This window comes from Salinibacter sp. 10B (genome assembly GCF_002954405.1).
GTDB lineage: Bacteria > Bacteroidota > Rhodothermia > Rhodothermales > Salinibacteraceae > Salinibacter.
On the sequence record NZ_MQWC01000004.1, the window covers coordinates 1,105,260 to 1,117,830 of the forward strand.

Annotated in this window: 8 protein-coding genes; 4 read left to right on the forward strand and 4 right to left on the reverse strand. The window is 60.6% G+C overall.

Annotation, left to right across the window (positions count from 1 at the left end; genetic code table 11):
- Positions 1-268 precede the first annotated feature (268 nt).
- Positions 269-3,553: a PAS domain S-box protein gene (locus BSZ35_RS04890; RefSeq protein WP_105011397.1), complete on the forward strand. Its 3,285-nt coding sequence runs from the start codon at positions 269-271 to the stop codon at positions 3,551-3,553.
- Between the two features lie 44 nt (positions 3,554-3,597).
- On the opposite strand, the gene BSZ35_RS04895 is transcribed toward BSZ35_RS04890, so the two are convergent.
- Positions 3,598-5,745 carry a pyrroloquinoline quinone-dependent dehydrogenase gene (locus tag BSZ35_RS04895; RefSeq protein WP_219846587.1) on the reverse strand — a complete coding sequence of 716 codons (2,148 nt, stop codon included), beginning with the start codon at positions 5,743-5,745 and terminating at the stop codon, positions 3,598-3,600.
- A 215-nt stretch (positions 5,746-5,960) separates the two neighbouring features.
- Between BSZ35_RS04895 and BSZ35_RS04900 the strand changes: the two genes are divergently transcribed.
- The 3 genes from BSZ35_RS04900 (at position 5,961) to BSZ35_RS04910 (ending at position 8,408) form a co-directional block, all read left to right on the forward strand.
- Positions 5,961-6,347, forward strand: coding sequence for a hypothetical protein (locus BSZ35_RS04900; protein WP_258096079.1), 387 nt, complete (start codon positions 5,961-5,963; stop codon positions 6,345-6,347).
- Positions 6,348-6,369: 22 nt separating this feature from the next.
- A complete protein-coding gene (locus tag BSZ35_RS04905) occupies positions 6,370-6,837 on the forward strand; it encodes a GIY-YIG nuclease family protein (protein WP_105011398.1) in 468 nt (155 codons plus the stop codon).
- A gap of 110 nt (positions 6,838-6,947) precedes the next feature.
- On the forward strand, positions 6,948-8,408 hold the full coding sequence (locus BSZ35_RS04910; RefSeq protein ID WP_146110004.1) for an alpha/beta fold hydrolase: 1,461 nt from the start codon (positions 6,948-6,950) through the stop codon (positions 8,406-8,408).
- A 241-nt stretch (positions 8,409-8,649) separates the two neighbouring features.
- Here the strand turns inward: BSZ35_RS04910 and BSZ35_RS04915 are convergent, their stop codons facing one another.
- From BSZ35_RS04915 to BSZ35_RS04925, 3 genes are all read right to left on the reverse strand, one after another.
- Positions 8,650-9,330 (reverse strand): energy transducer TonB, encoded by a 681-nt coding sequence (locus tag BSZ35_RS04915; protein ID WP_105011400.1) that lies wholly within the window; start codon positions 9,328-9,330, stop codon positions 8,650-8,652.
- 463 nt (positions 9,331-9,793) lie between these two features.
- Entirely contained in the window at positions 9,794-10,075 is a 282-nt protein-coding gene (locus tag BSZ35_RS04920; protein WP_105011401.1) for a hypothetical protein, read from the reverse strand.
- A gap of 412 nt (positions 10,076-10,487) precedes the next feature.
- Complete coding sequence (locus BSZ35_RS04925) at positions 10,488-12,530, reverse strand: ATP-binding protein (protein WP_105011402.1); 2,043 nt, start codon at positions 12,528-12,530, stop codon at positions 10,488-10,490.
- Positions 12,531-12,571 lie beyond the last annotated feature (41 nt).

The following is a 12,571-nucleotide window of genomic DNA, read 5'->3' on the forward strand; positions in this document are numbered from 1 at the left end:
TCGAACCTCGCTTCTCCGGGTGGATCTGCTCTTTTTTCGTTTCGCATCCACGCTCTCGCCTGTCTGCCTCCGCGGCGGACGGGCGTTTTTTTGGCTATATCAACTCTTCGGTAACGCGGGAACGGTAGGGGGAACAGATCCCAACCTATGCATCTTTCACCTCACATGAAGAGGGCATTAACCCCTAGGCGTCTCTGGGGATTTGTTGACACCGATCGCCCTCCACCGCCCCTCCCGCCAGGCCTTTTCTGTCTGCACTGCCCTTCGCATGCCCCCGTCCAACTCCATTCTGTCGGTCGTTCAAGAGGAGGAGCGTCTACATGCCCTGCGCCGGTACGACATTCTCGATACGGATCCGGAGCCGGCTTTCGACCGAATTGCGACGCTTGCCGCCCACATCTTCGATGCTCCTATTGCCCTGATCAACTTCATCGACCGTGACCGGCAATGGTTCAAGGCCACGGTGGGCTTGGACAAAGAGGGATCGGGCCTGGGCGTGTCCATCTGCGCCCATACGATTGAAGCCCAATCGCGGATGGTTGTTGAAGACCTGACGGCCGACCCGCGGTTTGCGGATAACCCGTACGTGACCGATATCGGCCTGGAATTTTACGCCGGGGCCCCCCTCATCACGCCGGACGGGCATCCCCTCGGAACGCTTTGTGTCCTCGACTTCCACCCCCGCACCCCGTCGGACGCAGTGGTGGAGCGCCTGTCGGACCTGGCCTCCATGGTGATTGATGAGTTGGAGCTTCGCCGGGAAAATGTCCAGCGCAAGGAGACGGAGGCCGCCCTCCGTCGGAGCCAGCAAAAGTACAAAAGCTTGTTTGAAGGGGCCGGCGATGCCATCCTTGTCTATGCCCTCGACGGCCAAATTACGGACGCGAACCCCCAGGCCGCCGCCCTATTCGGATGGGACCCAAGCGCCCCGGACGACCTGCACCTCTCTGACCTGTACCCGTCCGATCGCCAGGACGTGTACCGTCAGATGATGTCCCGTCTGCAAACGGGCGCCGATTACGAAGTCATCACAGAGCTTACCAACGCAGACGGCGAACGGTTTTGGGGCCAACTCTCGGCAACCCCTGTGAGGGTGGACCAGGAGACCATTGTGCGCTGCCGCATTTGGGACGTGACGGCCCAACGGCGCGCGGAACGGCTTCAGAAAACCCAGTCCGCCCTCTTTCAACGCATGGCAGAAGGCGAATCGCTGCACGCAGTCCTCGACCACGTGGCCCGCTTTGCCGAGCAGGAGCTTCCGGACATGTTCGTATCAATTTTGGGGCTCGACGGCAATCGGCTTCAACATCAGGTCGCTCCCAGTTTGCCAGAGGCCTTTGTGCAGGAGATCGACGGTACCGAAATTGGGACGCACGTGGGCAGTTGTGGCACAGCCGCGCTCAAAAACCGCGTAATCGTCACCGAAGACATTCAGACGGATGAGCGCTGGAGGGATTTTCGCCCTTCAGCCGAGCGTGCCGGCCTCCGCTCCTGCTGGTCTCATCCCATTCGGGATACTGAGGGGCACGTGCTTGGCACCTTTGCTCTCTATGCTCACGAGCCCCATCGTCCCTCGTCCGAAGAGCGGACACTCGTCGAACGGTTGGCCTTCATCGCGAGCGTGGCCCTTGAACGCGAGCAGGCCCAGGCCGAGCTTCGCCGCAGCCGAACGCTCCTCGAACAGACGGAACGAACAGCCCAGGTGGGCGGCTGGGAATACGATGTTGAGGAAGACACGCTGCTCTGGACGACGGAGACCTACCGTATCCACGGGCTGTCCCCGAACGAAGAGGTCGACGTGTCCGAGGCATTTTCGTTTTATCATCCGGAAGACCGTTCGGTTATTCAATCGCACGTGGAGCACCTCCTCGAGGAGGGGGGGAAATACGACCTGGAGCTGCGGATTCAGACTGCCGACGGAGAGATGCGATGGGTACGCACACTCGGAAAGGCCCTCTCGGAAGCGGGCACAACGACCCGCCTTATCGGGGCGATTCAGGATATTACCGACCGAAAAGAAAAAGAACAGGCCCTACGGGAGGAGCGAGACCGATTCGCGACCCTCTTCCAAAATCTTCCGACCCCGGTAGTTCATGGGATTTCACGAGACGACGAATTTATCGTATGGGCCGTAAACGAAGCGTTCGAGTCCGTCTTCGGCTACGATGCCGAGGCGGTCACGGGCAACGACCTGCACGCCCTGATCGTGCCCGACGATCAGAAGGCACAGGCCGCTGATCTAGGAAAACAGGCCCTCGACCAACGATCGGTACAGGCGGAGGTGCAACGACGGACGACAAGCGGCCTGCGCGATTTCGAGGTCCGCCTGACCTCCCGCGAGCAGGGAAACGGGGGATCCGAGACCTACGCCATCTATACAGACATCACCCGTCGGAAGGAACGACAGCGGCAGCTCCGTCTTCTGGAAGCAGCGATCGAACACAGCCGTCTGCCGGTTCTGATCACCGAAGCAGAGCCGCTGGATGAACCCGGGCCGCAGTTGGTGTACGTCAACCCAGCATTCACGGAGATTACCGGCTACGATACCGAGGAGGTGATGGGCCAGAGCCCACGGCTGCTCCAGGGCCCGGAGACGAGCCGAGAGGTCTTGGACCGAATCCGTGCCGCCCTGGAAGCGGACGAGCCAATTCGAGAGGTCGTTCGAAACTACCGAAAAGATGGAGAGCCGTTCTGGAATGATCTCTTCATTGCCCCCGTCCGCGACGACAGCGGCACAGTCACCCACTACGTCTCCATTCAGGACGACGTTACCGACCGGATCCATGATCGCGAAGAGCTGAAAAAAGCAAAGGACGCCGCAGAAGAGGCCGACCGGATCAAGTCTGCCTTGCTGTCGAACATGAACCACGAGTTTCGGACGCCCCTGACGTCGATCATCAGCTTCTCGGAGGTCATCCGTGATAAGCCAGAGCTGGCCGACGACTTCGCCAATCGCATTCTGGGCGGGGGGCGACGCCTACTTCATACGCTGAACACGGTGATGGATTATGCCGAGCTGGAGGGCGATCATGTGTCGTCCACTCCCACCCTCTTCAATCTGGGCGACGTGGCAACGTCTGCCCTCGAAACGTTCCGAAATCACGCCGAGCGTAAGGGCCTTGCGCTCGAGGTACGCGAGCCGGACGGCCCGGTGACGGCCGAATTGGACCGCCACTTCGTGGAGCGCATCCTGACGCACCTCGTGAGTAACGCCGTGAAGTTTACGGAGGCCGGATCAGTAACGATCACGCTCCGATCAAACGATGATCATGTGACGCTGCACGTAAAGGATACCGGCATCGGGATGGACCCCGATCTGGTGCCTCGCCTCTTTGACGAGTTTGCCCAGGCCTCCAGTGGATATGATCGTACCCATGAGGGCAACGGGCTCGGTCTTACGATCGTCCGGCGCATCGTCGAGCGCATGGACGGCAGCATCGACGTGGACACGGCCCTTGGCGAGGGGACCTGCGTTTCCATCCGGCTCTCAACGAACAACCACAACGCCTCTTCTTCTCCGGAGGCCCTCCCCGATCGCCGCGAGGACCACTGAGAACGGCTTGTGCTATAGTGATAAATGTGCGAGCCCCTCTCAGCCTAGGATCCCGAGGGAAGCGCAAACGCCACGTACGCGTCCCCCGATTCGGTACCGAGCTTCCCCCCACCGCACGCGATAACGACATACTGCGTCCCGTTTGCCTCATAAATGCTGGGCGTCGCAAAGCCCGCTGCCGGAAGCTCCGCACTCCAAAGAACCTCCCCTGTACGCTGGTGGAAGGCACGAATCTTTTTGTCCAGCGTTGCGGCGATGAAGACAAGCCCCCCTGCGGTAGCGACCGGTCCTCCGTAATTCTCCGTGCCCGTCGGCGGAATGCCGTCCGCCGCCAGCTCTGGATACGTCCCGAGCGGGGTTCTCCAGAGGAACTCGCCAGTAGCAAGGTTAATGGCGTTCAGCGTCCCCCACGGAGGGCTCACGGCCGGATAGCCCTCCGGCGTCCGAAATTTGTCGTATCCGGCCATTACGTACGGCGGCGAATCAGACGACTCTTCCTCCGAGGTCCGAATCGTATCTGGATCGAGGGCGTAGTGCTCTCGCCGAAGTAGAAAGTTGACGATGGCTTTTTCCTTCCCTGCTGACAGGTAGTCGAACCCCGGCATCATTCGCCGCCCGTTGCGAATGAGATGCACCAAGGCTTGGGGCTCGTACTGGCGTCCCACGTGCTTGAGCGACGGGAAATCCCCTCCCCCTGTGCGGTCCGGTCCGTGGCACGACATGCAGTGGGTTCGGTAGGCCTGCTCTCCCACCGCAAACGGCTCGTCCCCCCCTCCCGCCTCACCCACAGCATCGGCTCCCGCCGGAAGCATGGTCATGACCCAGGGAACCTCATTGCTATTGACGTAGAGAATATCGGTCGTCGGATTAAAGGCATTCCCTCCCCACTCAGCCCCCCCGTCAAACCCCGGAAACATGAGCGTGCCCCGCAGCGACGGGGGCTCAAACATGTGGTCGCGATTCAGGCTTTGAAGCTGGGATCGGAGGACCGCCTGGACACTGTCCGACACGTAGGGATTGATGTCCGCCGTTGTCATGTGCTGTCGTAGAAAGGGCTCGGGCGCAGTGGGCCCCGGCTGGGTGGGCCACGGCTCCTCCCCTTGAAGCGGGCTCTGGGTGGGCACCGGCCGTTCTTCAATGGGAAACAAGGGCTCTCCCGTTTCGCGATTGAAGACGAACACGAATCCCGTCTTCGTGGTCTGCGCCACCGCATCGACCTGCTCGCCTTCGTGCTGCACCGTCACCAGACTGGGCGGCGAGGGCAGGTCGCGATCCCAGAGGTCGTGGTGAACGGTCTGATAGTGCCAGATGCGCTCCCCTGTCGCCGCATCGAGGGCGAGAAGGGTATTTGCGAATAGGTTCTTTCCCTTCCGATTGCCTCCGTAAAAATCAGGCGACGCCGAGCCGGTGGGCACGTACACAATGCCCCGTTCCCGATCCACCGACATCCCCGCCCAGCTGTTGGCTCCCCCTGTATGCTGCCAGGCTGTCGAATCCGCCCAGGTGTCGTGGCCAAACTCCCCGGGCCGCGGGATTGTGTGGAAGGTCCATTCCAACGTGCCCGTTCGCACATTGAACGCTCGTATGTCCCCCGGGGCCGCATCCGCCCCCTCCGACACCCGTGAGCCGATGATGAGCAGGTCCTGGTAGATGACCCCTGGAGAGGTAGCCGACACATAAAGATCCTCTGCCCACCCTCCGAGCCCCTGCTTGAGATTCGCCCGCCCCTCGTTGCCAAAGGACTCGATTAGGGACCCGTCCGTCGCATTGAGTGCGAAGAGAAAGGGACCGGCCGTGACCAAAATCCGCCCTGCCCCCTCGTCCCTCCAGTACGTAACGCCCCGGTTCGCATTCAGGCCCAGGGATACGTCCAGGCTGTCGGACAGGGGATCGAACGTCCACTGTTCCTCCCCGCTGGCCGCATCGAGCGCAATCACCTTCAACTGTGGGGAGGTGCCGTACAGCGTCCCGTCAACGACGATGGGATTGGCCTGAATTTGCGAGCGCTCCGTCGCATCCTTCGTGTGATACGTCCACGCGCGTTCGAGCCGGTCGACAGTTGCCGTATCAATCTGCGTCAGAGACGAGTAGCGGATCGACGATGGACCGCCTCCACGCGATCGCCAGTGCTCATGCTCAGACGGCGGGCCAGGACGTCCGCAACCGATGAGAAGCAGAAGTAGTGTCCCCAAAACAATCTGACATTGCCACACGGGACAACCCATCATTCGCACACAAACCAAGGAAAGAAAGACGGCACACAGACAAATGTAGCAGACGGCGTTCCGAGAATCCAAGAATCTCGGTCGGTGGGCCGACATGGCGGCGCTCCCGAGAAACCTCCTGCGGGCACGCGGCCGTAGGAGAGATGTCCGTTTCTTTTCCACCACCCCTCTACTTTACAATCGTGACTGACGATACTGCTGCAGAATTGACCGCTGCCGTGGAGGCGTGCGACGAGGCGCGCGCGGAGCTGGAAACGGCCCTTGACGCCGCCGCGGCCGAAGGCGACGACGAAGAACACCTTCAGGCCGTCGCCTCTGCACTTGAGGCGTGGCGCGACGGACAACGGCGGTTTATGGATCTCGTGGACGCCTCAGAGGCCTCGGATGTAGCTACGGCCGCCATGCTGCTCAAAATGAACCACGGAACCGACTCTACGAATGCCCGACGCGGCCTGCCGGGCGTACATGTCGACGGAACCGACCAGCCGTTCGACGTAGACATGAGCGGGACCCGGGGAACCGTGTTGACGACCGCCGCCATGGAGTACGTGACTCCCCCCGAAGAGTAGTCTGCCCACCGTCTCGCCCCCTATGCAGAACGTCCCCGGCACGTATGCTCTCCTCCTACGCGCCTCTACCGCACGTACAATTACCGTAGGGGCCCTGGGAGACCTGCAGGTATCGCCCGGTTCGTACGTATACGTCGGGAGCGCCTTCGGTCCGGGGGGACTTCGAGCGCGCACTGCACGGCACGCCCGCGGCGACGGCGCCCTCCACTGGCACATCGACTACCTCAGGTCCGTGACCACGCTGGTGGCCATCTGGTACACGCACGATGAGACGCGACGCGAGTGCCAATGGGCCTCCCTCCTGCACACCTCCTCACTCATGCCCATTCCCATGGCAAACTTCGGGGCGTCCGATTGTAGCTGTTCTGCCCATCTCGCCGCCTTCGAGTCGCCCCCCTCCTTTGCGGATTTCTGCACACAGGCAAGGCATAAAGCGCCTGACCACGCCCCAATCCATCGCACCAGCCCCTCAACGATTCTAGAGGGATAATGTGGGATCCTGGAAACCCCCACTCCCAGCTGCGACGTATGATGTTGCCGTAGGGCACTTTCCGTCCGTCCCTTCGCTCCTCGTCCTCACAACTCCCCTCACTGTTGCCTGTGGCTTTTGCTCCCTGCGTTTTTCCCCGGTGCCGTCGCCTGTTGCTGCTCGCCCTGCTCATTGGAGGCGTGAGCCTCGCCTTCGATCCCTCCCGCTCCGCCGCCGTACAGGCCCACTCCCCGTCGGCGCCCGATTCTACGGAGTTTGTGGGAGACTGGGTGGGAACACTTACCGTCGGAAATACCAACATGCGTGTCGTCTTTCGCCTTCAAACCGACGCCGAGGGCAGACTCGTGGGCAGCATGGATAGCCCCGATCAGGGCGCGACGGACATTCCCCTCGGGGCCGTCCTCGCAACGAAAGATACGCTACGGCTTCGCGTGCCCTCCATCGCCGGAGCGTACGCTGGGGTGTACCGCGATAGCACAGATGTGCTGGAGGGCGTGTGGATTCAAGGGGGCCAGCGTCTTCCGCTCTCTCTGAAACGGACCGAAGATGCCCCAACCGTACGCCGCCCCCAGGAGCCCAGCATGCCTCTCCCATACAAGAGCGAGACCGTCTCTTTTCGTAGCGAGGCAGCAGGAGCCACGCTGCGCGGCACCCTCACGCTCCCCGACACAACAGCCCCCGTTCCAGGTGTCGTCCTCGTGGCGGGCTCCGGCCCCAGCGACCGTAACGCCACCATCATGGGGCACAAGCCCTTCCTCGTCCTCGCCGATGCTCTTACCCGGCAGGGATACGCGGTCCTGCGCTTCGACGAGCGCGGCGTCGGCCAGTCCGGCGGCACACAAGCAGGAGCTACAAGCGCCGATCTCGCCGAAGACGTTACGGCCGCCGTGGAGGCCCTTACGCAACGCACGGAGGTGGCGTCCAACCAGATTGGAATTATCGGCCACAGCGAGGGCGGCCTCATCGCCCCGATGGTGGCCGCGAAGACCGACCTCGTCTCCTTCCTCGTCCTGCTCGCAACACCTGGCCTGCCCGGCGACGTCATTCTGGCCGACCAACTGGACCGCCGGATCCGCCGCCAGGGTGCCACCCGTCGCATCCGAGCGCTTCAGCGCGGCACTCAGCAGCGCATCTTCGAGATCTTGAAGCAGGACGCCGACTCGGCCTCCATCGCAAGTCAACTGCGAAAGGTCATGATCCAGTCTCGCGGCATCAGCGGCGAGCAAACGATCCAGCGTGAGGTCCAGCGCCTCATGGATCCCTGGCTCCGATTCTTCATCTCACACGACCCGCGCGCCCCCCTCCGTAAGATCGACGTGCCGGTGCTGGCGCTGGCCGGGGCAAAGGACCAACAGGTAGCCCCAGACACAAATCAGACGGCCATTGCTGAAGCCCTCAATGCCTCTCGGAACGCCAGCGTGACGGTCCGCACCCTCGACGGCCTCAACCACCTTTTCCAACCGGCAGAGACGGGCGCCCCGTCCGAGTATGGCCGGATTGAGGAAACGTTCGATCCGAAAGCCCTCGACGTGATCATCGATTGGATGGATGCGCAGGTCGCATCCCGGTAACGAGGGGCCCCACACACAGGCGTATGCACCACAGAGGGGCTCGCAGAAGCTTTAGACCAGCTCCGCGTTCCCTTGATTCAAGTCCAGGAGCTGCTTCTGTAGCCCCGTTGGTATCCAACGGCGCTACGAGAAGGATTTCGAAGCTGCGTGGCGGAGTGTCTACGACCTGCGACTTCGTAGATCTCATGCAGTAACATTCGCTCGATCCCACTCTAGCTGCCGGGAGCGCTCGTCGTTCACGCTACTGCTGCGAAAGTCGAAACTCGACCGGTAAGGTCATGAGCACCTTTACGGGCGTGCCGCGCTGACGGCCTGGTGTACAGGTAAGCTCCCGCACTGCCGTAAGAGCAGCTTCCTCCAGAATCGGGTGTGTGCTCCGCAAAACGGTGCGCTCGGTTACCGTCCCCGTCTCGCTCACGATAAACTGGACGTACACCGTTCCCTGAATGCCCGCCTGTCGGGCCATATCGGGGTAGTCAATATTTTCTTGGAGCGACGAAAGTCCTCCACAGTCCGGCTGTGACTCTACCGCGACAAAGACCTCGGCTTCCTCCTGTTTCGGTGCCGTGTCCGGGTCCTTCTTTGGGGGTGGAGGCGGCTCTTTGCTCACCTCCAAGGCCCGATCCAAATTGAGCGATGCATCGAAGTCCAGCTCTTCCTGCTCCAAAACCTGATTGTCGGGAACCGCGACGGGGGGAGCTGGCGATGGGGGGAGGGGAGCTTCGGCCTTCTGCTCCGTTTGTGTGACTTCCTCTAAGTGCACCACTTCCTGCTGTTCAAGGGTCACCTGAAACTTCTCCTGGGTAGACCACCGCAGTTGGAAGGCAAGAACTACAATGACGAGCGCGAGAACCAACCCAATTTCGAGATGAACATAGTACGCCCGTCGATGATTAGCACGTTCTGTTTTGTATGGCGTCATGGGGCTCGGGGGGACAAGGGGCACGGAAGGCGTAATCGGGACTCAAGCAAAACAAAAAAGGCAAAGGGGGCGTCAGGTGTCGTCTTGTGCGTGTCGGAAATAGAATACAACGTGACGCCCCTCTCCGGCGTACGGTTGCGTCTGCGCACGCGTCCCGGGAATCAGAGAACCCCCCCGTGGGGAAAGCCCTTACCAGCTCTTCGTCCCTTCACGTGGACGAAACGTGTTCTCTCTTCCTTTCTCTCTTACCGGTTCATTCCCCCACGTCTGAGGTTAGCAAACTCGACGTATAGCCCCGGAAAAGCATGAAATGAGCTAGGGCTGACGACCATCCCGTGTGGCATTTCGTGACGGTCTTTCGACCTATTCCGACCCGATTAGCTCACACCGATACTTCGGGCTCTGGTATTCATACGAGTGGGGCTAGTGGAGGAAGCCACTGGCTATTCCGGTAGTCCCCGTATTACTTTCCGTCTCGGAGGTAGGCAACTGCTATCGTCAATACCGAGACAACCAGGATCTGAAGGAGAAGCCGAGACCCATCAATTTTCCACTCCTGAATGGCGGACATGAACCCGTTTTCCTCCAGCTCGGGCCTCGTCCAGATCGGGTGGTACTCCACTGCGCTCACATTGTCCCCCTTCAACACATCCCCAACGCGGTCGACGACTCCGGTTTCAAACGGTGGAACAAGACACATCCCGAGGATCACGAAAAGACCGATGTAAAGGGTGGGACGGTGCATAACAGAGTGTTGCCGATGAACGTGAGTATTTGAATTGATTTGTGGAGCGCATCCCTTGACGCCCCCCACTGCGTTTCGTTCGCTTCCCGTCGCGTTGACCGCCCAAGAATCAGCGGTCATTTCCGATTGTCTCTCCATCCGCTGCAGATGATTTCGCAGACCGAACGCAGGCCGGAGCATAGACATCTGCTTTTCTGGCGAAGAGCCAAAGGTCCAAAGTCATTGCACTCCACCGGACACACAGCATATCGGGCCTCCCGTTCTCTGCAATCCGATGAAATGCACAACGATCCTTGGGTTCTGGTACAAGGGTCCAGGCGATGCTTCCGTCCTCCCCGAACCAGATCCGTCCTTCCTGCTTCTGCCTCCCCCAAAAACGCCCCCCGATCTACCACGGCGCCCCGAAGCGAACTCACGTAGGTGCGCCGTCTTGATGTAACGGCAGTTGAACCGTGAAGCACGTGCCTTCTCCCTTCTGCGTCTGTACCTCAACGGTCCCTCCCAGCTCGTCGACCAGGTGGTCCACAATCGACAGGCCGAGACCGCTCCCCTGATACTCCCGATCCAGCCCTTCAGACTCCTGTCGAAAAGCCTGAAAGATGTCCGGCAGAAGATCCTCACTGATCCCGATGCCCGTATCTTCCACCTGAAGAATCGCCGTGCCCTCCTCCTGCCTCACCCGAACCGCTACGCTCCCGTCTTTCGGGGTAAACTTGATCGCATTTTCCAACAAATTGCGTGTGATGCGACGAAGGGCATCTTCATTCCAGAGCCCCTCCACATCGGACTCGGGATACGAGCACACAAGCGCAAGGTCCTTCTCCTCTGCCGTGGGTCGCAACAACGCGACCGTTTCCTGCACGGCAGCGACGAGACCAACCGGCTCCCGCTCAAGAGCGGCGGCTCCTGCTTCCAGCTTAGAAAGTTGGAGGATCGACTCCAACGTATCCGAAAGTCGCTGACTGCTCTCGTGGGTCCGCTCCGCAAACTCTTCGAGACGGCCGTTCAGATTATCTTTGAGCAGCTCGGAAAAACCGATGATGGAGGTCAGCGGGGTGCGCACCTCATGACTCATATTGGCCAGCATCGCTGTCTTCACTTGGCTGGACCGTTCTGCCTCCTCTTTCGCCTCGCGCAACGCACGCTCCTGTTCTTTCCGGGCCGTGATGTCCAGGGAGACCGCCATCCCCGACACGACCGTTCCGCCACTCCCCCGTACAGGAAGCGTCAAGATCTGGTAGTGCTTTCCCTGATAGGTCTGCTCAAAGCTGTGCACCTCACCGTTTAGGGCCCGCCTGTAGTAGTGCTCCGTCTCTTCGGCAAGATCGTCCGGAAACAGGTCGTGGGCCGTGGCTCCTTCGATGTCCGACGCTGAAAGCCCAACGGCTTCCAGCTCCGCACCGCCTGCGAGCGTGTACTGAAGGGTATCATCGAACAAGAAGACTCCCCCCCTCGGAAAATTTTCCACCAGGGTTTGATAGCGACTCTTGGTCCGCTGCAATTCCTCTTCGGCGTGCCGTCGCTCGGTAATGTCTAGCAGAACCCCGTTGAACACAACCTCGTCCTCCTCCACCCGAGGCGCCGACGTGCCTAAGAGCCAGACGTACTCTCCGGAGGGCTTCTCGAACGGAAATTCGAGCCGCAATGGGATCTGCTTCCGAATCGTCTCCTCGATGGTTTCGATCGCGTCCTCGCGATGCGACGCCGGAATGCCCTCAATGACACGGTCGTAGAAGTCGTTCGGATCGGGCGGAAGGCCGAGCACATCTTCCGCGTGTTCGCTCACGAAGTAACTTCCCCGAGTGCCGTCGGATCGCGCATAGAACTGGAAAACGACGCCCGGAATGCTGTTGGCTAGGCCCCGAAGGCGCGATTCACGCTCCTGAAGCTGCTTCCGAATCGAAATGAGTCGCTGAATGGCAATCGTGAGCACCAGCGCCACCGTTGCCAGTGCCCCGAGGAGAACGGCTTCATCCTCCAGCGTCGCGGGACTGGCGATGACCGCGCCTACGGTAGCAAGAACGCTGAGGAGCGCAAACCGCAGCACGGGTCCAATCGTCCGCGCCCCGATCCCGGCTATGACGGTAAAAATGGCGTGCAGCAACAGAAGCCCAATCTCGTAGTTGCTGCGAAACCCGTTGTGGGCGCTAAGAACAAGGAACCAGCCGATGATGATGAAGCTCGCGCCCTGGATCCATGCGGCATAGTGTCGACGGACGTGCACCGACAGATAGGATGCTGCAAATACCCCTGCGAGGAGGCCAGAGACGGCCCCCCAGTCCCACTTTGGGGTCAGCGTTCCGGGACTCGCAATTTCAAACAGTGGGATGAAGGACAAACACAAGACGCTTCCCAGCAGAAACAGCAGCCGATGGGCCTGGATCTGTGATTTCTGACGATCGGAGAGGATCTCGTCCGTCGGCCGGAATATGGTAGAGTCCTCCAAACGAGACATGAACGGACGCGGACGGCAGAACGAAAGGACGGCGGATCCCA

What these genes read in the sequence shown, in the direction of transcription:
- BSZ35_RS04925 (WP_105011402.1), bottom strand. Translation starts at nt 12,530, where the DNA reads ATGTCTCGTTTGGAGGACTCTACCATATTCCGGCCGACGGACGAGATC.
- BSZ35_RS04915 (WP_105011400.1), bottom strand. Translation starts at nt 9,330, where the DNA reads ATGACGCCATACAAAACAGAACGTGCTAATCATCGACGGGCGTACTAT.
- BSZ35_RS04920 (WP_105011401.1), bottom strand. Translation starts at nt 10,075, where the DNA reads ATGCACCGTCCCACCCTTTACATCGGTCTTTTCGTGATCCTCGGGATG.
- BSZ35_RS04905 (WP_105011398.1), top strand. Translation starts at nt 6,370, where the DNA reads ATGCAGAACGTCCCCGGCACGTATGCTCTCCTCCTACGCGCCTCTACC.
- BSZ35_RS04890 (WP_105011397.1), top strand. Translation starts at nt 269, where the DNA reads ATGCCCCCGTCCAACTCCATTCTGTCGGTCGTTCAAGAGGAGGAGCGT.